Annotated in this window: 17 protein-coding genes; 14 read left to right on the forward strand and 3 right to left on the reverse strand. The window is 65.3% G+C overall.

Annotation, left to right across the window (positions count from 1 at the left end; genetic code table 11):
* Window positions 1–197: 197 nt before the first annotated feature.
* The 4 genes from M2299_RS18740 to M2299_RS18755 all read left to right on the forward strand — a co-directional run bounded on the left by M2299_RS18740 (window position 198) and on the right by M2299_RS18755 (window position 4,410).
* Window positions 198–1,136, forward strand: coding sequence for a nucleoside hydrolase (locus tag M2299_RS18740; RefSeq protein ID WP_280884809.1), 939 nt, complete (start codon window positions 198–200; stop codon window positions 1,134–1,136).
* Between the two features lie 87 nt (window positions 1,137–1,223).
* A complete protein-coding gene (locus M2299_RS18745) occupies window positions 1,224–1,466 on the forward strand; it encodes a type B 50S ribosomal protein L31 (RefSeq protein WP_006389217.1) in 243 nt (80 codons plus the stop codon).
* 296 nt (window positions 1,467–1,762) lie between these two features.
* Window positions 1,763–3,040 (forward strand): citrate synthase, encoded by a 1,278-nt coding sequence (locus M2299_RS18750; RefSeq protein ID WP_223486568.1) that lies wholly within the window; start codon window positions 1,763–1,765, stop codon window positions 3,038–3,040.
* A gap of 269 nt (window positions 3,041–3,309) precedes the next feature.
* Entirely contained in the window at window positions 3,310–4,410 is a 1,101-nt protein-coding gene (locus M2299_RS18755; protein ID WP_223486566.1) for a hypothetical protein, read from the forward strand.
* Window positions 4,411–4,647: 237 nt separating this feature from the next.
* On the opposite strand, the gene M2299_RS18760 is transcribed toward M2299_RS18755, so the two are convergent.
* On the reverse strand, window positions 4,648–5,421 hold the full coding sequence (locus tag M2299_RS18760; protein ID WP_140226626.1) for a helix-turn-helix transcriptional regulator: 774 nt from the start codon (window positions 5,419–5,421) through the stop codon (window positions 4,648–4,650).
* Between the two features lie 92 nt (window positions 5,422–5,513).
* Here M2299_RS18760 and M2299_RS18765 point away from each other — a divergent pair, with 92 nt between their 5' ends.
* The 7 genes from M2299_RS18765 (at window position 5,514) to M2299_RS18795 (ending at window position 17,524) form a co-directional block, all read left to right on the forward strand.
* Window positions 5,514–6,281 carry an alpha/beta hydrolase gene (locus tag M2299_RS18765; protein WP_280884810.1) on the forward strand — a complete coding sequence of 256 codons (768 nt, stop codon included), beginning with the start codon at window positions 5,514–5,516 and terminating at the stop codon, window positions 6,279–6,281.
* Between the two features lie 393 nt (window positions 6,282–6,674).
* On the forward strand, window positions 6,675–7,181 hold the full coding sequence (locus tag M2299_RS18770) for a CS1 type fimbrial major subunit (protein WP_025874221.1): 507 nt from the start codon (window positions 6,675–6,677) through the stop codon (window positions 7,179–7,181).
* Between the two features lie 49 nt (window positions 7,182–7,230).
* Entirely contained in the window at window positions 7,231–9,954 is a 2,724-nt protein-coding gene (locus tag M2299_RS18775; RefSeq protein ID WP_280884811.1) for a TcfC E-set like domain-containing protein, read from the forward strand.
* 299 nt (window positions 9,955–10,253) lie between these two features.
* Complete coding sequence (locus M2299_RS18780) at window positions 10,254–11,084, forward strand: CfaE/CblD family pilus tip adhesin (protein ID WP_345782466.1); 831 nt, start codon at window positions 10,254–10,256, stop codon at window positions 11,082–11,084.
* A 19-nt stretch (window positions 11,085–11,103) separates the two neighbouring features.
* On the forward strand, window positions 11,104–11,802 hold the full coding sequence (locus M2299_RS18785; RefSeq protein ID WP_280884813.1) for a pilus assembly protein: 699 nt from the start codon (window positions 11,104–11,106) through the stop codon (window positions 11,800–11,802).
* A gap of 67 nt (window positions 11,803–11,869) precedes the next feature.
* Window positions 11,870–16,717 carry an ESPR-type extended signal peptide-containing protein gene (locus tag M2299_RS18790; protein ID WP_280884814.1) on the forward strand — a complete coding sequence of 1,616 codons (4,848 nt, stop codon included), beginning with the start codon at window positions 11,870–11,872 and terminating at the stop codon, window positions 16,715–16,717.
* A 69-nt stretch (window positions 16,718–16,786) separates the two neighbouring features.
* On the forward strand, window positions 16,787–17,524 hold the full coding sequence (locus M2299_RS18795; RefSeq protein ID WP_025874226.1) for a hypothetical protein: 738 nt from the start codon (window positions 16,787–16,789) through the stop codon (window positions 17,522–17,524).
* A 61-nt stretch (window positions 17,525–17,585) separates the two neighbouring features.
* Here M2299_RS18795 and M2299_RS18800 read toward each other — a convergent pair whose 3' ends face one another.
* Both M2299_RS18800 and M2299_RS18805 read right to left on the reverse strand, forming a co-directional pair.
* The gene (locus M2299_RS18800) at window positions 17,586–18,230 is read right to left on the reverse strand and encodes a hypothetical protein (protein ID WP_140227853.1); all 645 of its coding nucleotides are present in this window, start codon (window positions 18,228–18,230) and stop codon (window positions 17,586–17,588) included.
* A gap of 431 nt (window positions 18,231–18,661) precedes the next feature.
* Entirely contained in the window at window positions 18,662–21,088 is a 2,427-nt protein-coding gene (locus M2299_RS18805; RefSeq protein ID WP_099785260.1) for a penicillin-binding protein 1A, read from the reverse strand.
* Window positions 21,089–21,305: 217 nt separating this feature from the next.
* Between M2299_RS18805 and M2299_RS18810 the strand changes: the two genes are divergently transcribed.
* Genes M2299_RS18810 through pilO form a run of 3 tightly spaced genes read left to right on the forward strand, consistent with a single transcriptional unit; the run spans window position 21,306 to window position 23,913 of the window.
* Window positions 21,306–22,364, forward strand: coding sequence for a pilus assembly protein PilM (locus tag M2299_RS18810; protein ID WP_032951624.1), 1,059 nt, complete (start codon window positions 21,306–21,308; stop codon window positions 22,362–22,364).
* Complete coding sequence (locus M2299_RS18815) at window positions 22,364–23,260, forward strand: PilN domain-containing protein (protein WP_280884815.1); 897 nt, start codon at window positions 22,364–22,366, stop codon at window positions 23,258–23,260. The genes M2299_RS18810 and M2299_RS18815 overlap by 1 nt, the downstream gene beginning before the upstream one ends.
* Complete coding sequence (pilO, locus tag M2299_RS18820; protein WP_099785256.1) at window positions 23,257–23,913, forward strand: type 4a pilus biogenesis protein PilO; 657 nt, start codon at window positions 23,257–23,259, stop codon at window positions 23,911–23,913. Before M2299_RS18815 ends, pilO begins: the two co-directional genes overlap by 4 nt.
* The last annotated feature ends 1 nt before the right edge of the window (window position 23,914 follow it).

Raw genomic sequence — 23,914 nt, forward strand, 5'->3', positions numbered from 1 at the left:
CCGAGCTTACATGGACGTACTTGCAGCGTCCCCCGCAACCGGACCCACCCCGCCATCCCACGGAATGCCCGCTTTTGCCGTTGCCGTTGCCGTTGATTCGGCGGGTGCCGGGCGCAGCCCGGCCGAACCCGAACCCCCGTACTTGCAACGGTCATCATCCCGGTCCACACTTCGTTGCCGATCTGAAGACGGCAACGATGACCAAGAAGATCCCGCTGTTGATCGATACCGACCCCGGTGTCGACGACGCACTGGCCCTGCTGATGGCCTTCGCCGATGAACGGCATGACGTGGTCGCCCTGACCATCGCCGCCGGCAACGTAGGCCTGCAGTACACCGTCCGCAACGCCCTCAAGCTCTGCGACATCGTCGACCGCACCGACGTGCCGGTGTTCGCCGGCAGCCCCGATCCGCTGCTGCATCCATCCGTCGACGCCGCCCACGTGCATGGCCGCGATGGCTATGGCGATGTGGACCTGCCGCCGCCGAGCCGCCAGGCCGACGCCGAGCACGCCGCGCTGGCCATCCTGCGCCTGTCGCACCAGCATGCCGGCGAACTGATGCTGGTGATGCTCGGCCCGCTGACCAACCTGGCGCTGGCGCTGAAGCTCGATCCGACCCTGCCCCAGCGCATCAAGCGCATCGTGGTGATGGGCGGCGCAGTCACCTGCCACGGCAACATCACCCCCGCCGCCGAATTCAACATCGCCTTCGATCCGGAAGCCGCGCATGTGGTGTTCACCGCGTTCCCGCACTTGCTGGTGTCGGACTGGGAGGCCACCGTTGCCCACGGCCTGCCGTTGGCCGAAGCCGAGCAGTGGCTGGGTGCCGATTCCGATCGCGCGCGCTTCTACGAGCTGATCTCGCGCAAGACCCGTGGCCTGTCCGAAGACAGCAAGGGCGGCCGCTGGTATACCGCCGACGCGCTGGCCATGGCCTGGGCGCTGAACCCGGAAGGGCAGCTGCAGGTTGAATCGCGGCCGCTGAATGTGGAACTGAACGGCACGTTCAGCCGCGGCGCGACCATCGTCGACTGGAACCGCCAGACCGGCCAGCCGGACAACTGCGATCTGCTGATGGCCTACGATCAAGGGCGTTTCGAGGCCCTGGTACGCCAGGCCCTGGGTGCGGACTGAGGTCAGCCCCCTGCACTGGTTGCCCCGGGCGGCAACCAGTGCTTATAATGCCGCTCTTGACCACCAGCCCATTTACGGTGTGAGCCCATGAAGGCCGATATCCATCCGAACTACCGCGACGTCGTCTTCCATGACGTCACCTCCGATTTCAAGATCCTGACCCGCTCGACCATGAGCACGAAGGAAACCATCAAGTGGGAAGACGGCAACGACTACCCGCTGGTGAAGGTTGAAATTTCCTCGGCTTCGCATCCGTTCTACACGGGCAAGCACAAGGTCATCGACACCTCGGGCCGTATCGACAAGTTCCAGAAGCGCTACGCGCGCTGATACGTCGTACCCGGTTCGAACCGACGGCCGCGCTCTGCGCGGCCGTTTGTTTTTGTCCAGCGCCTACCCAACGGGCGTTTGGATGGACGGAACACTGCGTCCTTGTGACAACGCTTTTGCCGATCCCGGCCGCTCGCTGGCAGGGTGCCGGCTGCCTGTCGTCTACGACTTCTGTCTAGCGCCCGGCAAATGCTGCTGTGCGATAATGACCTGATCCCCGGCACAGGCCGAGGACGTCATTCACGTGCCTGACCAATGCGCTTGGGCAGGCGCCTTCCCATGAAGGAGCGCACACAGTGTCCGATCTTGATCAGGTCACGCTCAACGCCGGCGATAAGTCGGTCGTTCTGCCCGTCATCAAACCCACCCTCGGCAACGACTGCGTCGACATCGCGAAGCTGACCAAGGAAACGGGGTATTTCACCTACGATTCCGGTTTCACCGCGACGGCCAGCTGCAAGTCCGCCATCACCTACATCGACGGCGACAAGGGCGTGCTGCTGTATCGCGGCTACCCGATCGAGCAGCTGTCGGAAAAGTCGAGCTACGTCGAAGTGGCCTACCTGCTGATCAACGGCGAGCGCCCGAGCGCCGAGCAGCTGAAGGCCTTCACCGACGAGCTGGCTGCCGAAGCCAACGTCGATGAGTCGATCAACGCCCTGATCGGCAGCTTCGCCAAGGATGCCCATCCGATGGCCATCCTGACCGCCGCCATCGCGCAGCTGTCGGGCATCTACCACGCCTCGCTGGACCTGTCCGACGCCGAACAGCGCCGCCAGGCTGCCGTGCGCCTGATCGCCAAGGTGCCGACCCTGTCGGCGCTGATCTACCGCCACGGCAAGGGCCTGCCGGCCAACAAGCCGGACACCTCGCTGGACTACGTCAGCCGATTCCTGAAGCAGACCTTCGAGTCGGCTGATGGCAAGTACGAGCTGAACCAGGACGTGGTCAAGGCACTGGACCTGTTGTTCATCCTGCACGCCGACCACGAGCAGAACGCGTCGACCTCGACCGTGCGTCTGGTTGGTTCGACCGGTGCCAACCCGTATGCGTCGGTCGCCGCTGGCGTCACCGCGCTGTGGGGTCCGGCCCACGGCGGTGCCAACGAAGCCGTGCTGAAGATGCTGGAAGAGATCGGTTCGGCCGACAACGTCGAATCGGCAGTGCTCAAGGCCAAGGACAAGACCTCCGGCTTCCGCCTGATGGGCTTCGGCCACCGCGTGTACAAGAACTTCGACCCGCGCGCCAAGGTCATCGGCGAGATGACCGGCAAGGTGCTCAAGCAGCTGGGCGTGCAGGATCCGCTGCTGGACGTGGCCGTGAAGCTGGAGCAGGCCGCGCTGCAGGACGAGTACTTCGTCGCGCGCAAGCTGTACCCGAACGTCGATTTCTACAGCGGCATCATCTACAAGGCGCTGCAGATCCCGACCGAGATGTTCACCGTCATGTTCGCCCTGGGCCGTACCTCCGGCTGGGTCTCGCATTGGCTGGAACAGCAGGTCGACCCGGAAATGAAGATCGGCCGTCCGCGCCAGGTCTACACCGGCCACGACGTGCGCGACTACCAGGGCTGATCGCCTGCGGTAGGTTGTGCTGAAGACGCCCCGCGGTTGCGGGGCGTTTTTTTTGCTTCGCTTTTGGCAGATGCCAACCTTGGTTGGCAAGCTTTCGGCGCCCGCGACACATCATCCACGCATGGCGTGGATCTACTGCGCCCCGGCGCTTGGCACGATGTTCGCTGCGGCAAGACCGCGTGATTCAAGGGTCTCACCAGCTTCACAAGCGCTCGCGCAGCCTCAGGACGCCAGCTGCACCTGCAGCACTGATACGGAGCGTCCAACCCATGAGTACCCGTTTCGACCTGCCCGAGCGCGATCCACTCGGTCCTGACATCGCCACCGTGGTGGCCACTCCCGTCGTGCCACCGCCCAGCGAAAGCGCGGTGTCCTGGGGCGCCATTTTCGCCGGCGCCGTTGCGGCCGCCGCACTGTCGCTGATCCTGCTGATCCTGGGTGTTGGCCTCGGCTTGTCCTCGGTTTCGCCCTGGTCGTTCGAAGGGGTGTCCAAGGAAACCTTCGGCTGGACCAGCGTCGCGTGGCTGACCTTCACCGCGCTGGCCGCTTCCGGTCTGGGCGGCTACCTGGCCGGTCGCCTGCGCACCAAGTGGACGCAGCTGCACGGTGATGAAACCTACTTCCGCGACACCGCGCACGGCTTCGTGTCCTGGGCTGTGGCGACCCTGCTCACTGCTGGCCTGTTGACCTCGGCCATCGGTGGCGTGCTGGGCGCCGGCGCAAAGGTTGCCGGCGCGACCGCAGGCGCCGCTGCCACCACTGCCGGTGCTGCCGTGGCCGGAGTTGGCAGCGCTGCTGCAGGCGCACCGGAGAGCGACCTCAACTACTGGGTGGATTCGCTGTTCCGCGGGGCCACCACGGCGGGCCCGGACGCTGCCGGTGCACCTCCGGTTGCGCCGGCAGCGGGCGCAGCGCCGGGTACCAGCCCAATGGACCCTGCCGCATCGCCGCCGCCCCCGGCCGCCGCCAGCGTTGGCCCACGTGACGCCCGCACGGCCCCGCCGCCGCCGCGCCCGATGCCGGGCAATGGCCCGATGGGCGACCGCCGCGAAGTCCGTGCCGAAGTGAACCGCATCATCGTCAACAGCCTGCAGGGGGACGGCCTGGACCCGGCCGATACCCAGTACCTGTCGCAGCTGATCGCGCGCGAGACGGGCATGAGCCCGGCTGAAGCGCAGGCCCGTGTGACCGACGTGCAGACCCGCATGCGTGCTGCGCTGGAAAAGGCCAAGAACACCGCCAAGCAAGCTGCCGACGATGCGCGCAAGGCAACGGCCTATGCCGCACTGTGGCTGTTCATCACCCTGCTGATCGGCGCGTTCTTCGCCAGCCTCAGCGCCACCTGGGGCGGCCGTCGCCGCGACCTGTAACCCGCATCTGATGCAAGGAGACCTGCCATGAAAACGCTTCTGCTCTGGTTCTTGGGCGTGCCGATTCCGCTGTTGATCCTGTACGCGATCTTCTTCTGAGATCGTGTCGTTGAGTGAGATCCATCAGGCCGCCGCGAGGCGGCCTGATGCCATCCAGTTGCGCATGGACATTTACAGCGTCGAGCCACGCTCGACCCACGCGCGCAGCGCGCATGACAACCAAGCATCGGCCGAGTACTACGCTTCTGCGTACCGGCTCGGCGAACATCCCAGCACACGCCGGAAGGCAGCAGAAAACGCGCTCGGGCTTGCATAGCCCAGGTCCAATGCCACGCGCGTCACCGCCTGGCCCTGCCCCAGCCGCTCGATGGCCACCAGCAGGCACACCTGCTGCCGCCACTCGGCAAAACCCACCCCCGTATCGGCGCGGAACAGGCGCGTGAACGTGCGCCGGCTCATGCCTGCTTCGGCGGCAACGTCATCGAGGCGCACTGCCAGCGAAGGACTGTCGAGCAATGCGCGGCAGACACGTGCGAGGCGTGCATCGGCGGGCAGCGGTGCATGCAGGGAAAGTGTCGGCATCGATGCGATTTCCGCCACCAGCAGCTGCATAAGTTTGCCTGCGCGCCCGTCCTCGTCGTACAGCGGGGGCAGGTCCACCGCCGCCTCCAGCAGCTGCTGCAACAGCGCAGAGACCGCGTACACCCGGCAGTGCGCCGGCAGCGCTACTGCGTCGGCCGCCTCGGCGGAGAGAAAGGCGTTGAGCATCGTCACTGGCCCGCGCATGGTCATCTCATGCGCCAGGCCTGCAGGCACCCAGCAGGCGCGCTGCGGGGGAACCAGCCACCGCCCCTGCGGCGTAGCCACACTGATGGTGCCGCGCGCAGCGAACGCGAACTGCCCGCGCCGGTGGGCATGGCGGGGAAACGCAAATTCGGCGGCGTAGTCGTTCGAGGTGACCACGACATCGCGTGGCAGGTCTTCGTAGGGATCAAGCAGCGAATTGCGCATGGCCCGGATTCTATAGCGATTGACCCGTCATCGACGGTGGGCCGGATCCGCGCTGTCTAGCATCAACGCTCCCTCGGCTGTAATGGAACCACATGACCAATACTTTCCATCGCGTGGGACACGGACCCCATGCTGTCCTGGTGCTGCACGGCTGGTTCGGCGACGCGCACGCGTTCGAGCCCATCGAGCCATGGCTGTCGCGCGACGACTTCAGCTACATCTTCATGGACTGCCGGGGCTACGGCGGCATGCGCGATGCACGGGGGGCCTATACCATCGGCGAGATTGCATCCGATGCATTGGATCTGATGGCGGTCCTGGGCCACGAACGCTTCAGCGTGGCAGGTCATTCGATGGGCGGCATGGCCATTGAACGTATGGCGGTGCTTGCGCCGGAACGGGTACACGGCATGGTGGCCATTGCGCCGGTGCCCTGCGGCGGCATTGCCTACGACGCCGCGACGCGAAGCCTGCTTGAAGCGGCAGCCGGGGACGTAGGCGTGCGTCGGACCATCATCGATCGCAGTACCGGCGGGCGGCTGCCAGCGCAATGGCTCGACTGGAAGGCCGCGTATTCGGCGGCACACGCTTCACCTGCAGCATTTGCTGCCTATCTTCCAGCATGGGCGGATACCGATTTCAGCAATGAGATCGTCGGCAAGCATCGGTTGAAGGTGCTGGTGGGTAGGCACGATCCCACCTTCAACCGCGCACTGATGGAGCGCACCTATCTGCGCCGCTACCGGCAGGTCACGATGGAGGTCCTGGAGGATGCCGGGCATTACCCGATGAACGAAACGCCGCTGGCCCTGGTGGCGGCCATGGAATCGTTCCTGAAAGAGGCGTCGGTTCCGGGATGAATGGTTTCTGGCACGGGAGGTCGTTTCCACATCTTTTCGGATCATCACATCCGCGACCAGCGTGACGACCAGCCTGTGGTGCTGCCGGGCACGCTGGTGGCCAGGATTGACCACCAGCGCTCAGCACGAGCACCCGTGCGTCGATCATGGCTCGACTCTGCAAAGTGCATGTCTCGCAATGAGGTTTGTTGCAAAGACCGGATGAGGAAATTTGCATAACCCTCAAACATTGAACGCCTTCAAAGAATTTCCTTAACGTTCAGCTATTTAGGAATGGTTGAATGGCCGTCGCAGGGTAGGCGTACCTACCATTCTCTCCGTCGCCCGCCCCCACGCAGGCGGGTGATGCCTCCGCACTGGAGGCCTCATATCCCACCGTCCGAGAGAGACACCATGAACTCCATCCTGAAGAAGGCCGCGCTCGCTGCAGCGCTGGCTACCGTTTCGCTGTCCGCCAATGCATTCGATGCCGACATCAAGGTCTGGGCCAACGTCGATCCGACCCTGGCCCTGCTCAAGGCCGATGGCACTGCGCTGGATTCGGTGGTCAACATGGTCCACAACCCGGTCAGCGGCCTGGTGCCCTGGTCGCAGCAGGTGCGCATCTACTCCAACGATGAAAGCAAGGACATCGAAGTGCGTGTTGGCAGCACCCCGCAGCTGCTCAACACCGATGGTGGCGGCGCGCCGGTGCCGCTGACCGTCAGCCTCAATGGCAGGGCGCTGACCGTGGCGGCGCAGGACTTCTCCGCAACCGACCTGTTCGACGGCGCACTGCCGGGCGCATCGATCCCGCTGGCGCTGCGTATTGCACAGACCGTCCAGGCGCCGATCGCCCGCGGCGGCAGCTACGAAGGCATCGTCACCATCGCCATGCAGCAGAAGACCACCAGCCCGTAAGGCACCCGCGCCGGCCCGCTTGCCGGGCCGGCTGCTTCCGGTAATCCCCATGAATGCTCCCGCACCCGCCGTCACCCGGCTGGCGGTCGCGCTCGCCCTGTCGCTGGCCACACCCCTGGTCGCGGCGCGCGGCGTTCCCGCCGGTTTCGAGGATCTGGTCGAAGGCCAGACCGAACAACTGGAGATCCGTCTGTTCGGTCGTTCGACCGGGCTGGTGCCGGTGCGCGTGACCCTGGAACACGTGCAGCTGGAAACCCCGGCCGAGGCGCTGCAGGCATTGCAGCTGTCCGCCGAAGCGCAGGCAGCGCTGCTGCCGGCGTTGTCGCAGCCGCTGCCGCGCAACAGCCACCTGGCATGCCGTTACGGCGGTGCCAGTGCCGGTTGCGGGTACATCGATCCTCCCCAGGAGCCCACTGCCGTGCGCGCGCTGTATGACGAAGGCGAGGGCGCTGTGCGCCTGTTTGTCGCCCGCCAATGGATCCCCGGCGAGCCGGCCGCCGAGCGCTACCACCAGGTCAGCGCCAATGCCGAGAATGCCTTCCTGCACCAGCACACCTTCAATGTCAGCGGTGGCCGGGGCTACCAGGCGCTGGCCGCGCAGGGCATGGGCGCACTGGGCGTGTTCCAGCGCGGGCACCTGTCCGCCGACTGGACCTTCAGCCAGCAGCACTACCGCGGCGGTCTTGCCAGCCGCCGTTTCCAGCTCGACAACGCCTACTACCGCCATGACCTGGGCCAGCAGCACTACCTGCAGGCCGGGCGCATGGACCGCCGCAACCTGAGCAGCCCGCAGGGCGGCACCTTCAGTTTCAGCATGCTGCCGATGGATCGCTTCCAGGGCCTGCGGCTGGGCACCACGCAGGCCTACGTGGACTCCGCCGCCGCCGTGCAGGCCACGCCGCTCACCGTGCTGCTGGCGCGCGATGCGCGTGTGGATGCGTTCGATGGCGAGCGCCTGTTGCAGACCTTCTACCTGCAGGCAGGCATCAACCAGCTCGATACGCGCCGGTTCCCCATGGGCAACTACACCGTCAGCCTGCGCATCTACGAAGACGGCGTGCTGGTACGCAACGAGGACGCGCCGTTCGACAAGGGCGGTGACTGGACCGACAGCAGCGTGCAGTGGTTCCTGCAGGGCGGCCGCCGCAACGAGCGCCGCAGCGACCGCTTCGACGACGAACTGGCGGCCATGGGCGGCCTGCGCGTGCCGATGGGGCGCAACGTCGCCATGACCGCTGGCATCGCCGATCTGGGCGGTTTCAGCTACGGCGAACTGCGGCTGGACCTGCGCCATGTGTTTGCCACCCAGGAAGTCCGCGCCACCTTCAGTGGCATGCACGGCAGCGATGGCAGCCGTGGCCAGCAGCATCAGCTTTCCTACCGTCGCCGTGCTTCGTGGAATGTGTACCACCAGCGCATGCGCGGCCGTGCCTGCCAGTTCGAGGATGACGCGCGCGACCGGCTGGGCTGCGCCGATTCGCTCAGCGCCTCGATGGCGCTGCCGGTGGCCGGCGGCAACGCCTACGTGGCCTATACGCGCCGCCAGACCTGGCGTGCAGGCACCGTGCGGCCGGGGCTGGATGATGATCCGCTGGCCGGGCTTGACCCGCTGCTGCCGCCGTGGATGCCACAGCCCGCGCGCATACCGCAGCTCAGCCGCACCTGGCAGGCCAGCTACAGCCGCAGCCAGCGCTGGGGCGAGTTCAGTGTCTCCAGCCGCATCGGCGTGTGGCAGCAGACCAGCGGCGGTGGGCTGCGCGACGGCCGTGACCGCGGCATCTACCTCAATTTCAGCCTCAACCGCCTGCAGCACGATGACCGCGGCAGTTCGCAGCGACGCTATGGCGTGGACGTACGGCAACCACAGCATGCGCGCCCGGACATCAACTACAGCGCCGGGCAGACGCTGCGCCAGGAATACGAGGATCAGTACCGCGAGGTATCGGGCGAACTGCGCGGCAACAACAACGAGCGCTACAGCGCCACGCTGAGTACCCAGCTGCAGAACCGCATCGGCCAGACCGGTGCCACGGTGTCGCGCTACCAGCACCAGGGTGGCAACGAAGTGGCGTACAGCGCCACGCACAGTTCCGGCCTGGCCATCGGCAAGCGCGGCGTGTACTGGGGCGCTGGCGTTGGCGCCGACGCGGGGCTGGCGGTGCAGGTGGATCACACCGACGACCTGGACCTGAGCGGCGTTGCCGCCGAGCTGCAGGTGGGCGGGCTGCGTCGACAGCGACTGAAGCTGGGCGAGCGCCGGCTGCTGCCGATTTCCGCCTACCAGTCGCACCGCGCTGAAGTGCAGGACGCCAGCGCCCTGGACAGCATCGCCGCCGTGCGCGTGAGCGGTGTGGGCGGCGCGCGTCCGTTGTTCCTGCCACCGGGCCGGCTGGTGCGCATGCCGGTGCCGATTGAAGTGACCTACACCTTCATCGGCAACGCCCAGGACATCGCCGGCGCACCGCTGCGCGGTGCCCGCATTCTCAACGCGCCGGTGCCCGGCACCGGCAGCAACGGAGGTTTCGTGGCCGACTTCCCACGACGCGAGAAGACCCTGTACCTGCTGCAGGACGACCGGTTGCTGCACTGCCCGCTGCAGGTGCGAGAGCGCCGCAGCGTGGTGATGCTGGTAGGCGCCGTGCAGTGCGAGCCGCTGGCCGTGGCCCAGCTGCCCGCCGACATCCGCCACCAGGCACGGGTGACGCGGTTGCTGCAGGAGCAGGCGCTGATCGCCGCCACGCCACAGACCGCAGCAGCGGGAGGTGCGAAGTGAGCCGTCGGTTGTGGTGGGTGATGGCGGTGTTGTGTGGGCTGGTGCTGTTGGTGCCGCGGGCGAAGGCGCAGAGGCCGCCGGAAACGCATCCGTCGAGTGAACACCGCGACATCGTGATGAGCTGGGATCGCTCTGCGATGCCGGGAGATATCGAGTTGTGGGCGCCGAGGACTGTGCTTGGTTACAGCAGAGATGAGGGTCTGCAATACGGTCGAATTCATCTGACATGCGAATCGGAATCGAATTCAAGCACGGGCCTGTGCCCGGTAGTTGGAACTGAGCGCTTGGCAAGCGGTTCGATGCCAATCTTGTTGCGAGTAGTGGAGAAGCGTAGCGGTCTTGCTACAGACGTGCGCGTCATGGCATCGCTGAGTCGCGCGTTGGGGGAGAGAGCATGCGGGCTCGATTTCTGGCTAAGTGAGAAGAGACCTGTCTGGACCTCACGACAGGAGGAATGTGGAGGTGAGAAAGCGATAGGAACATCGGTGGAGCTGCTGCTTCCCGTGAAGGAACTCGATCAACTTGTCGCTGGCAATTGGAGCGGTAAGTTGATCCTGAACTTGAGGACGGATCCCGCATCGTTAGTCGTTGCGGTCAACACTTTCACATTCGACTTCACCATCACCGACCACAACGCGGTCTCCATCTACTTCCCGCTTTTCGACCAGGTCGCCCCGCACGTCGGCCTGAACCTGCAGTACGACCCGATCGCGCAGACCATCGGTGGCCGTACCCAGCTCGACATGTGCCTGTACGACGGGCTTGGCTCGCAGAGCAGCTACCTGGGCGTCACCGTGCGTGACAGCGGCGCGCAACCTCCCGGGCCCTCGGGCTACTCGGTATGGCACGTCGATGGCGGCAGTGATACCACCCAGCGCGTGGACTACACCGTCACCCTGGATCACAACGGCAGTGCAGTGCCCATGCGCAACGGCGTGGAGCAGCTGCTGCATGGCATCGATACCGCAAGGTTGCGCCTGGTGCTGCTGCCCGGCATGACGCAGCCGGTGTTCTGCGTGCCTACACCATTGACGCTGGAAACACCGCGCGTGCCGGTCAGCACCAAGCGCCCCGGCTACTACAGCGGCGATCTCAAGGTGGAACTGCGTGTTCCCACTGTCACGCCCTGAACCCCACATGGAGTCCCCGATGAAACCCCTAGTCCGCTGCCTGCTGCCGCTGTCGCTGCTGATGGCGTTGCCTGCCCATGCCAATCTCACCGTGCACCCCATGCGTACGTCGGTAGACGCGAAGAAAGGCGCACAGATACGCATCTACTCGCAGTCCACCCAACCGCAGTACGTGCAGGCATCTATCAAGCGCATCGTCGACCCGGCGGGGGCAGGTGAACAGGAGGTCGAGGTGGAGCTGAATGAGGCCGCCATCGCCATCACGCCGGGAAAGTTCGCCCTCGCCGGTGGCGGCAACCGGCTGATCCGTGTGATTCCGCTGCAGCCGGTCGAAAAGGAAACGGCATACCGCGTGTACTTCGAGGGCGTGCGCGGCCCCGAACGTGCAGACCCGGCAGGCGAGGGTGAGAGTGCCCAGGCCAATGTCGGCGTCAGCCTGGTCTGGGGCGCACTGGTCAATGTGCTGCCCGCGCAATCGACGATGGACGTGCAGGTGGAGGGAAACCAGCTGCGCAACACCGGCACGGTACGCGTGGGCATCACCAGTATCGCTGACTGCGATGGCGCGCGCTGCACCGCGCATGACGTCTCGCGCAGCCTGTATCCCGGCAGCGCGCTGGAACTGCCATTTGCCCTGCAGCCGGGCCACACGCTGCAGCTGCGCTACCGGCTGACCCGCGATGGCTATCGCGAGCACGTGCACAACATCGCGCTCTGAGTGCATCTCGCCGCTGTGGCTTGGTGCCACAGCGGTTCCTTCTGTTCCGTTTGTTAAGGAAAATCCCATGAACAAGATCTATCGACGACTCTGGTCCGCCGCCCGCCAATGCTGGGTGGTTGCAAGCGAACTGGCGGCAGCGCGCGGCACGCGCAGGCACACATCGCGTGGTCCTGGACTGGCGCTGATGCTGGCCATGCTGCCGGCATCGGTCATGGCAGCCACAGCGGGCCATCTCGAAACAGGCGCTGATGAGTGGACGGAAGATGCCCTGTACACTGCCTTTGGCCCGTTCAACACAAGCGCCATGCTTGTGCACGAGGATGCCGTCACCGCTCCCAGCGGGCGAGCGTTCTCCCGCGCGAACTTGCTTCCGCTGGCCTACAGCGATTTCGTCCAGCTCGGTTCGTACGCCGGTGCCCGTGACAGGGCGGTCGCGGTCGGTGTATCGGCATTCTCCAACAGCTACGGCGTGGCACTTGGCTATCGGGCCGATGCCAATGGGCAATACGCGACCGCGCTGGGGCACAAGGCGGTTGCCTGGGAGCTCGGTAGCGTCGCGGTGGGCAATGATGCGAAGTCATATGCGCATAACGCGGTCGTACTGGGGAGTGGCGCGCTCGCAGCCGGGCGCAACTCAGTCGTGCTGGGGGCGGATTCCAACGACTACGGCGACAATCAGGTGTCGGTCGGTAACGGCGGCATGCGGCGCAAAATCGTATACGTTGCCGACGGTGCAGTCGACGCAAACAGCAGCGAGGTTGTGACCGGCAGGCAGCTGCACGCTACGCAGCAGGCGCTGGCCAGCGTGAGCCAGAGTCAGAAGTTGCTGGCGACCGGGACTGCGGCGACCAATGCCAACGCTGCCCAGGCAGTGGGTAGCCGTGCGCTAGCGATGGGCGTTGGCTCAACAGCTGATGGCGACGATACCATTGCGCTGGGCGGGGGTGCACGCACAGCGTCCGGCCCGGGTATCTCCCGCATCGCCATCGGTGCAGGCGCCTCCGCGGGCACCAGCGGCTGGACGGGTGCCGTCGCCTTGGGCGGGGGCGCCAGTTCCACGCATGACGGCGTTGCCATCGGCTATCAGGCCAAGACAAGCAGCAGCGGTACGACCGCGCTTGGCCGCGGGGCAACGGCAACGCACGGAAATTCGGTTGCACTGGGCGCCAACTCGGTGACCTCCAGCGCCAATACGGTGTCGGTGGGCAACAGCAGCAATAAGCGCAGGATCCAATACCTTGCCGATGGCGTGATTGCGGCGGGCAGTACCGACGCGATCACCGGCAACCAGTTGCATACGACCAATGCATCGGTGGCGACCGCGGCGGCAACGGCGACTGAGGCAAAGGCCGGTGTTGATGCAGTCAACCGGCGACTCAATGCAGAAGCGCTGGCGTTGGGTGGCGGTGCTCTTGCAGAGTCCAATGCTTATGGCATCAGCACTGCAGTGGGGCGCAACGCCAAGAGCTACAACGGCAAGAGCGTCGCGCTGGGTGATGACGCAAGGTCTGGCGTGGACAAGGACGGGAACCGTGTTGCCAACGCCAATGCGGGTGTGTCGGTGGGGGCAATGTCGCGCAGCGGCAACGGTGCTGTTGCGGTAGGCCTTGAATCCCAAGCGGAGGGCGACCGCGGCATTGCCATTGGCAATGGGGCAAAGGGCAATGCGGTGCATGCCACCGCTGTCGGGTACCAGAGCAACGCCAGTGCTGGTCAGTCCACTGCACTGGGGCGTGGTACCCAAGCAAGCGCTCCCTTCTCGACTGCGATGGGCAATCTGGCCAGAGCGTCGGCCGAGAGTGCCGTGGCCATTGGTGATCGCTCCCTGGCTCAGCACAATGGTTCGGTGGCGTTGGGCAATGGTTCGCAGACCAGCGCTGCCAATCAGATTTCCGTTGGCAACAGCGCCATCAAGCGCAAGCTGGTCAATCTGGCTGACGGTGCGCTCAGTACGTCCAGCACCGAGGCCGTGACCGGCAAGCAGCTCAACGCCACCAATGCCAGTGTGACCACCGCGCAGAATGCGGCCAATGCCGCGCAGACGGCGGCAACCGGCGCCAAGACCGCCGCAGACAACGCGCTGGGCAGGGCCACAGCGTTGAGTGGTCTGGTCAGCCAGGTATCGGCCACGGGCAATGTGCGCCTGGGCGCAGACAATGCGGGCACCGTGGTGGATGTGGCCAACAAGGACGGCGCGAAGCGGCGCGTCAAAAACGTCGCCAATGGCGTGCTGAGCAGCACCAGTACCGACGTCGTGACCGGACAGCAGCTTCATGCCACCAACCAGGCTGTTTCCACTCAGGCCCAGTCGCTGGTGCTGCACGGCCAGCAGCTGGCAACGCATACCCAGGCCCTGGCGGCACAGGACCAGCGCGTCGCGGCCAACCGCGCCGACATCGACCAGCTTCGTACGGACGTGGACAACTTCGATCCGGATCTGGATGGGGTGGTGAAGTTCAGTCCCGATCGCCTGCTTGTGGACATGGAAGGTGCACGAGTATCGGGAGTCGCGGCGGGTGATGTCAGCTCGGCGGCCAGTACCGATGCGGTGAATGGTGGGCAGTTGTTTAGCACCAATGAGCGAGTGACAGCAATCGAGACTGCCAAGGGTTTCGTGCAAGTTGGTGTTGATGGCGAAAGTCAATTCGCGCAGGCGGGCTTGTTAGGGGTTGCCATTGGTGACTCTGCAGAAGCTGCAATTGATTCTGACGGAGCTACTGCAATTGGTGCATTCGCACGAGCGCGTGGGCAGGGGTCAGTGGCCCTCGGCAGAGGCGCACTTGTTGTCGCTGCGGCCCAGAACGGATTTTCACTTGGGACCGGTTCGAATGTCTATGCCGCAGGCGGAACGGCTCTAGGTTCTTTTAGTCAGGTTGAATCGGGAGCGGAGAATTCAGTGGCATTGGGCAACAGTTCGATAGCTGAGGATTCAGATGTCGTTTCAGTCGGCAACTCTCATCTCACGCGGCGTGTTGTCAACGTAGGGCGTGGTGTGAACTCCAGCGATGCAACCACTGTTGCTCAACTACGTGATGCGGTGACCGTTTTTGGCGGAGGCGCAAATCTGGGGCCAGACGGCAACATTGTTTCACCATCGTATGGAGTGCAGGGGGGTGTTCAGCATACGGTTGGCGATGCTTTGGATGTACTCGATGGCGCGGTTCTCCGGTCCGGCGGCCGCATCGATGGTGTCGAGAACCAGCTGCGGGCAACGTTCCAACAGTCGCCTTCAACCAATGAGAATGGAATCGGCCAACTGAACCTGGCTGGTGCGCAGGGCATGGTTCTGTCGAATCTCGCCGATGGGCATATTGCCGCGGGTAGTCGTGATGCGGTGACCGGGAGTCAGTTGTACGCGGCCAAGCAGGAAATCGCTAGGAACGGAGATGAGATCGAGCGTATGAAGGGCATGTCAGATAGAGGCGTGAGGCATGTTCTTCAGCAAGCACATGATGAACGAGGAGGGCCGATTGATTTCGCTGGATCGCGACTGACTGGGATTGATTCGGGGGACATCTCATCTGCCTTCAGTACTGATGCAGTTAACGGCAGTCAGCTGTATGTAACCAACGAGCGAATAGCGAGCGTGGAATCGACTCATCGATTCTTCAAAATCGGTCGGGACGATTTGAGTGAGGACGCCAAGGCTGGATCGTTTGGTGTTGCGATTGGTGAATCCGCGCAAGCCACACCTCAGCATGGCGGTGAAGGGGGAACAGCCGTTGGCGCTTTTGCGATTGCTTTGGGTATGAATTCCGTTGCTCTGGGGAGAGGGGCCTTGGTCGAAGAGGGAGCAGATAGCGCATTCGCTCTCGGTGTAGGGTCACGTGCGGCTGGTTCTGATAGCGTGGCGCTAGGCGCAGTCACTAGAACAGAAGTCGGTGCGGTCAGGTCCGCCGCCATTGGCATGGGATCCGTTGCCACAGAGGCAGACACGGCATCCTTCGGAAATAGCAGATACCAGCGCCGCCTCGTCAACGTAGCCAACGGCCGCAACGCCAACGACGCCGCCACCGTCGGCCAGCTCCGTGGCGCACTGTCCACCCTCGGCGGCAACATAGACGCCAACGGCAACGTCACCACCCCCGGCTTCAACGTCCAGGACCAGCAGCAGAACACCATCAACGAAGCCCTCGCCACGCTCGACTCGGCCGTAGTCACCACCGGCTCCCGTGTCGACCGCGTGGAAACCCAGCTCCGCTCGGTGTTCCATGAATCTCCGTCCATCCGCAGCGACGGCACCGCCCAGCTCACCCTGGCGGGTGCCAACGGCATGGTCATCTCCAACGTCGCCAACGGCTTGATCGCCGCCGGCAGCCGCGAGGCGGTCAACGGTGGCCAGTTGCATGCCGCGCAGCAGCAGCTCAACGGTCGCATCGATGGCCTGGAGCAGCGCGTGGACGGCCAGCCGCAGGCGCGTGCAATGGCCACGGCATCGGCGGCACCGACCGAAGAGATCATGCCAAGCCCGGAAGCCAGCGGTTCGCCGCAGGTCGCTTCGGCAGGCGAGGGCGCTTCGCCTGCATCGCAGCCGAAGGCGAAAAAGGATGACTCGCCCGCGCCCACGCCGCAGGTTGATACCGCCGAGCTGGAAAAGATGCTGGCCCGCGCCAACGAGTACACCGATGGTGCGATCAGCAACTTCGAGCGCCGCCTGGACAAGATGGACAAGCGCTTCAACCGCATGGCGGCGATGAGCAGCGCGCAGACGGCCATGGCCATGAACACCGCCGGCCTGGCGACCTACAACCGCCTTGGCGCGGGCGTGGGCTACGCCGAGGGCGAGTCGGCCATGGCGGTGGGTTACCAGCGCGTGCTCAACGACAAGGGCTCAGCCACCTTCAGCCTCAATGGTGCCTTCACCAACAGCGGTGAACGCAGCATGGGCGTGGGTGTGGGCATCGGCTGGTAAGCCATGGCGCCCCGGTGTGGTGCGCGTAACGAGCCCCGCCGCGCCGGGGCCATTGCAGAGGAGGTTGCAATGTATCGCTTCATGAGCCGCTTCATGACCTATCGGCGCTACTACCTGTGGCGCGCCCGCATCCGCTACTTCACCCACGACATGGATACGTGGACGCTGGCCTGCCTGGTGCTTATGGTCTGCATGGGGTTGATGGTGTGGGGGTTCTGGCGCGTGGTGAACGTGCCGCAGCCCCGAATCCACCCGGAGGCCGCAGCCGTGCGGGTGGAAGTGCTGACCGACGAAGCGATCCATCGCATCGTGCTGGTGCGCCACGGCGGCACCACGCCGGGTGATCCCTTCTACAGCGCTGCAGAGATCCGCGGCAGCACCCAGCGCACGTTGCGGGTCCGGCAGACTCTGCAGGACCCGGTGGCGATGAAGCTGCAGGCGGACATGTACGCCGACATCGCCGACTACATCAACGCTACCGGTGCCTGCATGCCCTTTCCCTGCCGCCGCGTGAGTTTCCGCATCGAACAGCTGCAGCGGTCGGGGCACGAGAGTGCGGTACGCAACAAGGCGCTTGCCGAGATCCTGCAGGTGCCGTGGTACCTGGTGCCGAACCTTGATGGCGAACGCACGCGCGTGCGCAGTGGCTGGGCGGATGACTTCCAGGATGTGTATGCGCACGCCTGGAACCTGCATGACCTGCAGAAGATGCATGCGCGCATGATGGCCGAGTATCCGTACCGTGCGGCGGTGCCGTGGCTGGCACGATTGGCAACCCCTGCCCAGGAACAGCTGATCTTCCAGTAGCGCCGGGCCATGCTCGGCTGCTCTTGGCGCAGAGCCGGGCACAGGCCCGGCTCTACCAGGATCAACCGCCGATGTAGGCGGTGATTTCCATCTCGGTCAGCAGCTGCCGCAACTGCGTGGCCGACGCCCGCCGCATGGGTTTCTCGTCCACCGGCGACAGCGGGGCCTGGCGCAACGCATCGTAGGGCAGGACGGCCAGGTCGAAGGTCAGGTCTTCGGCACTGAACACCCACACCGGTACATCCAGGTTGCGCTCACGGTCCATCCGCAGGCGCCGCGTACGCGATTCGGCGGGGATGCGATGTTCGTCCAGGAAGCGATGCACGGCCTCCGGGTCGTCACTGTGCAGGTGCAACTGCACGGGGCTGTTGGCATCGGCGGTGCCGTCCAGCACCGGTCCGGCCAGGCGCGGCGAAAACCCGTGCAGGAACTCCAGCGCCCGCAAGGCGGACTCGCGCCGCCGCTGTAGTTCGCTGCCGTGCTGCGGGCCGGAGAACAGCCGCTGGTACTCGCGCAGCGCCTGTTCGATCTCGACGTTGCGGGGCAGGGAAGCATCGTCGTGGATGCCAAGGCGGCTGGCAGCCTTGAGTTTGGCCTGGTGGAAGTCGCGGATTCCGCCTTCGGCCATCAGCCGGGCGGCTTCGTGGGCGAGGCGATGACGCCGTTCGCGGGTCTGGCTGACAGCATGCTGGTGAGCGCGGTGCATGCGATGACTCCCTGTTGCGACCTGGCCACAGACTAGCGCAGGCGTGTGACATCTGCGTGGGCGAAGGCAACGGCGCCGCTCCGCTCGCCGGGCATGGCCCGGCGCTACCGGAAGAGAGTGCCCGACGCGTGCGGCATGGTAGCGCCGGGCCATGCCCGGCGGATGCATCGGCGCCAACCAAGGTTGGCATCTACCGGGGTAGCGCCGGGCCATGCCCGGCGAATGCATCGGCGCCAACCGAGGTTGGCATCTACCGGGGTAGCGCCGGGCCATGCCCGGCGAATGCATCGGCGCCAACCGAGGTTGGCATCTACCGGGGTAGCCCCGGGCCATGCCCGGCGGATGCATCGGCGCCAACCGAGGTTGGCGACTACCAGGGCAACGTCGGGCCATGGTGCCAACCAACGGTTGGCACCCCACCCCCCCTGGCTTCAGAAGATATCGAACGCGGCCGCGTCAGCCTGCGGGGTGCTCTGCAGGTTGAGGTCGTAGTCGGTCAGGCGGTCCATGTCTTCCACCTTCACCCACTCCACCGCACCGTTGAGGGTGGCCTGGACCATGCCGCTCGGCGGTTCGTTCTGTGCGATCGGGGTGTCCTTCAGCGCGGTGCGCATGTAGTCGATCCAGATCGGCAGGGCGGCCTTGCCACCGTATTCGCGGTAGCCCAGCGAGCGGAAGTCGTCGCGGCCCACCCACACGGTGGTCACGTACGGGCCGCCGAAGCCGGAGAACCAGGCGTCACGGTGATCATTGGTGGAGCCGGTCTTGCCGCCCACGTCTTCGCGGCCGAGTACCTTGGCCTGCGCGCCGGTGCCGCGCTGGACCACGTCGCGCATCATCGACACCAGCTGGTAGGCGGTACGGGCGTCGATCGCACGCGGTGCGGTACGCGCGTCCGGGTTGGCGGGTGCGGCCGGCGTTTCGGTTTTGGCTTCCGGCTTGGTGGCGGCGGTGGCATCGACCTTGGGTGCCGGGGCGCCGAAGTTGAAGCCGTCCACGACCTGGTTCACCGGCTGGTCGCTGCTGCCGGCGCAGTCGCGGCAGGCCATCGCCGGGTTTTCCTTGAACACCAGGTTGCCATCGCGGTCGTTGACCTGGTCGATCAGCCAGGTGTCCACGCGTGAGCCGCCGTTGGCGAACACGGCGTAGCCGCGGGCCACCGACAGCGGGGTCAGCGAGGCGGTACCCAGCGACATCGACAGGTTCGGCGGCAGCTCGGATTCGGCAAAGCCGAACTGGCTGATGTACTTGCGCGCGTAGTCCACGCCCATGCCATCAAGCAGGCGCACCGAGACCAGGTTGCGTGACTGCACCAGCGCTTCACGCAGGCGCATCGGGCCGCGGAAGCCGCCGCCGTCGTTCTGCGGTGCCCAGGTCTTGCCGCGGCGGTCGCGGAACACGACCGGGGCGTCGAGCACGATCGAGGCCGGGTTGTAACCCTTGTCGAAGGCGGCCGCATAGACGAACGGCTTGAAGCTCGAACCGGGCTGGCGACGGGCCTGGGTGGCACGGTTGAACTTGTTGCCGGAGAAGCTGAAGCCGCCGACCAGCGCCTTCAGGGCGCCGCTGTGGGCGTCCAGCGAAACCAGGGCGGACTGGCCGCGCGGGAGCTGGTCGAGCAGCCATTCGCCCTCCTTGGCACCGGCGCGCACGCGCACGATGTCGCCGCGCTGCACCAGCTTGGCCGGGCTCTTGTTGGTCCACTTGGCGGCACCGGCCGGCAGCACGATCTCGCTGCGGTTGGCCAGCACCACGGTGGCACTGCCGTCGGCGCCGGTGCTGGCGACGATGGCCGGCAGCAGGCCGGCCTGGCCGAACATGCCGCGCAGGTGCTCGGCCAGGGCCGCGGCGTCGTCGCCGGCGCCCAGCTGTACCTGCTTCTCCACGCCGTGCCAGCCGTGGCGATGGTCGTACAGCAGCAGGCCGTCGCGCACTGACAGGTTGGCGGCGGTCTGCAGGGTCGAATCGATGGTGGTGGTGACGTGGTAGCCCTTGTTGACCACGTCGCCGCCAAAGCGGGCGATCATTTCCTGGCGCACCAGCTCGGCCACGTACGGGGCATCGACCTGCACCGGCGGCTCGTGGGCGGTGGCGTGCATCGGCACGGCCTTGGCCGCATCGGCCTCGGCCTGGCTGACGAACTTCAGGTCGGCCATGCGCTGCAGCACATAGTTGTCACGACGCTGGCGGGCGCGCTCCGGGTTGGAGATCGGGTTGCCCGAGGACGGGAACTTGGGGATGCCGGCCAGCGAGGCCATCTCGTCCAGGTCCAGCTCGCCCAGCTTCTTGCCGTAGTAGAACTCGGCGGCGGCGGCCACGCCGTAGGCGCGGTTGCCGAAGAAACTCTTGTTCAGGTACAGCTCGAAGATCTCGTCCTTGCTCAGCTCGGACTCGATCTTGCGCGCCAGCAGGATCTCGGCCAGCTTGCGGGTATAGCTGTACTCGGAGCTGAGGAAGAACTGGCGGGCCACCTGCTGGGTGATGGTGGAGCCACCGGGCACGCGCTTGTCGTTGGTGGTGGCCAGCAGCCACACCGCGCGACCGATGCCCTTGTAGTCCACGCCGCCGTGCTCGTAGAAGCGGGCATCCTCGGTGGCCAGGAACGCCTGCTTCAGCTTCTCCGGCACGTCCTTCATGGTGATGGGGGTACGCCGGGTCTCACCGAATACCGCCATCAGCTTGCCGTCGGCAGCGTAGACGTACATCGGCTCCTGCATTTCCACGTCGCGCAGGGTCTGCACGTCGGGAAGCTTGGAAGAAACGGCGTAGTACAGGCCGCCAACGGCGGCCGCTCCGACCAGCGCCAGGACCAGGACAACAAGAAAGATCCAGCGCAGCCAGCGGCGGAGACGGGTCATCGGTGTCAGATTCCGATTGCGAATTTCGTGGTCGCAGAGTATAGATTACGCAAGGTGGCGGCTGGGGCCGGCACTGGGGAGTGCAAGGGGACGCCAGGGGCTGCGTGTTCATCCTGTGAGGGATGTCACAGCAGGGCGGTTGCCATTTGCTAAGAATACGTTATTAATGCGCGGACGCAGCTCTTGCGTCCAAGTGCCCGTCGGCAGGGGAGAAACCGTGGGGCTCATCCCAAAAAGTCAGTCGCCGCTCATTGGCGTCGACATCAGTTCGACTGCGGTAAAGCTGTTGCAGCTTTCCCGCAGCGGCAACCGTTTCCGTGTGGAACATTATGCCGTGGAACCGCTGCCGCCGAATGCGGTGGTGGAGAAGAACATCGTTGAAGTGGAGGCCGTGGGAGAGGCCATCCGCCGGGCGATGAACCGTTCCGGCAGCAAGGCCAAGCTGGCTGCTGCGGCCGTGGCTGGTTCGGCGGTGATCACCAAGGTGATCCCGATGCCGGCCGACCTGGACGAGAACGACATGGAAGCCCAGATCGAGCTGGAAGCGGTCAACTACATTCCGTATCCGATCGAGGAAGTGAACCTGGACTTCGAGGTGATCGGGGCGATCCCGAACAACCCGGAAATGGTCCAGGTGCTGCTGGCTGCCTCGCGTTCGGAAAATGTGGAACTGCGTCAGTCCGCACTGGAACTGGGTGGCCTGCAGGCCAAGGTGATGGACGTGGAGGCCTTCGCGGTCGAGAACGCCTTCGCCCTGGTGGCCAGCGAGCTGCCGGTGTCGGCCGAGGGCGTGGTTGCGCTGGTCGATATCGGCGCCACCATGACCACCCTCAACGTGCTGCGTGGTGGCCGTAGCCTGTATAGCCGCGAACAGGTGTTCGGCGGCAAGCAGCTGACCGACGAGATCATGCGCCGCTATGGCCTGAGCTACGAGGAAGCCGGTCTGGCCAAGCGCCAGGGCGGGCTGCCGGAAAGCTACGAGATGGAAGTGCTGGAACCGTTCAAGGAAGCCACGGTCCAGCAGATCAGCCGCCTGCTGCAGTTCTTCTACGCCGGCAGCGAGTTCAACCGCGTCGATCACATCGTGCTGGCTGGCGGCTGTGCTGCCCTTGCAGGCCTGCCGGAGATGGTTGAGGAACAGCTGGGCGTGCCGACCGTGGTCGCCAACCCGCTGGCACAGATGACCCTGGGGCCGAAGGTGCAGGCGCACGCGCTGGCCCAGGATGCCCCCGCGCTGATGATCGCGACCGGTCTGGCGCTGAGGAGCTTTGACTGATGGCACGCATCAATCTATTGCCCTGGCGCGCCGAACGGCGCAAGCAACGCCAGCGCGAGTTCGGCATCATGCTGGGCATGGCTGCCCTGGGTGGCCTGCTGTTGTCGCTGTTGATCTGGTTCTACTACGACATGCAGGTCAGCGGGCAGAATGACCGCAATGCCTACCTGCAGACCGAGATCGACAAGGTCAAGGAGCAGAACAAGGAAATCGACCGCCTCGACGAGCAGAAGAATCGACTGCTGGCCCGCAAGGCGGTGATCGAACAGCTGCAGGCCAAGCGTTCGCAGATGGTCCACCTGTTCGATGCGCTGGTCCGCACCATCCCCGATGGCGTGGTGCTCACCGCTCTGCAGCAGGAAGGCGACGTGCTGACCCTGGAGGGCCGCACCCAGTCCAACGCCCGTGTCTCGGCGTACATGCGCAATCTCGAAGTTTCCGGCTGGATGACCAATCCGGAGCTGGCGATCATCGAGGCGCGTGAGCCTGACAAGGACAAGGACGGGCGCGCGACCGGCCCGGTGGCTGACATCAAGGCCTTGCCGTACGTGTTCAAGGTCAAGGTCAAGCTGCCTGCGCAGAGCGAGGAAGCAGGCGCCACGCCGGGCCTGAACCCGGATGGCAGTGTGGCCGGCACCACGCCGGCGGCACCGACGGTCGCACCGCTCAGCGCCGGGCCGGACGCCGCCGCGCCGGCTGCTGCCGCACCGGCGTCGGGATCGACTCCGGCACCGGCAGCCACGCCTGCAACTGCTCCGGCACAGGCCCCAGCACCGGCGGCAACGCCTGCGCCGGCCGCGCCTGCACCAGCCGCACCCGCACCCAAGTCTGAGGGCAGCCGCCTGGCGCAGCCTCCGCAGGCCTTCCACGCCCCGCTGCAGGGGGATCGCGCATGAGCAAGAAAGTCGACATCAAGAACCTGGACTTCAACGACATCGGCAATTGGCCGAGGAACGCGAAGATCGTGTTCTGCTCGCTGATCGCTCTGGTGATCATGTTCGTGCTCTGGATGCTGCTGATCAGCGGCAAGCGCGAGGAGCTGGCGGGCCTGGAATCGCGGGAAACCGAGCTGCGTGCCGAGTTCACCAAGGAACAGGAACGCGCGGTCAACCTGGAGCCGTTGAAGCAGCAGCTGGCACAGATGGAGCAGGTGCTGCAGCAGATGCTGCGGCAGCTGCCCAGCAAGACCGAAATGCCGGACCTGATCATCGACATCTCGCAGACCGCGTTGTCCAGCGGCCTGGCCAACGAGCTGTTCGAGCCCGAACAGGAGCAGATCAAGGAGTTCTACGCCGAGAAGCCGATCAAGCTGCGGATGGTGGGCAGTTACCACCAGTTCGGCGCCTTCGTCAGCGGCGTGGCCTCGTTGCCGCGGGTGGTGATCCTGACCATGCACGACATCAACCTCAAGCCGAAGGACAAGACCGGCGGCAACATCCGCGCCGGTGCGCTGGAACTGTCAGGTACGGTCAAGACCTACCGTTACCTGGATGAGACCGAGGTTGCCGAACAGCAGAAGGCTGAAGCGGGCAAGGAGGAAAAGAAGTGAT

It is taken from the genome of Stenotrophomonas sp. 1278, from assembly GCF_029892765.1.
Lineage (GTDB): Bacteria > Pseudomonadota > Gammaproteobacteria > Xanthomonadales > Xanthomonadaceae > Stenotrophomonas > Stenotrophomonas indicatrix.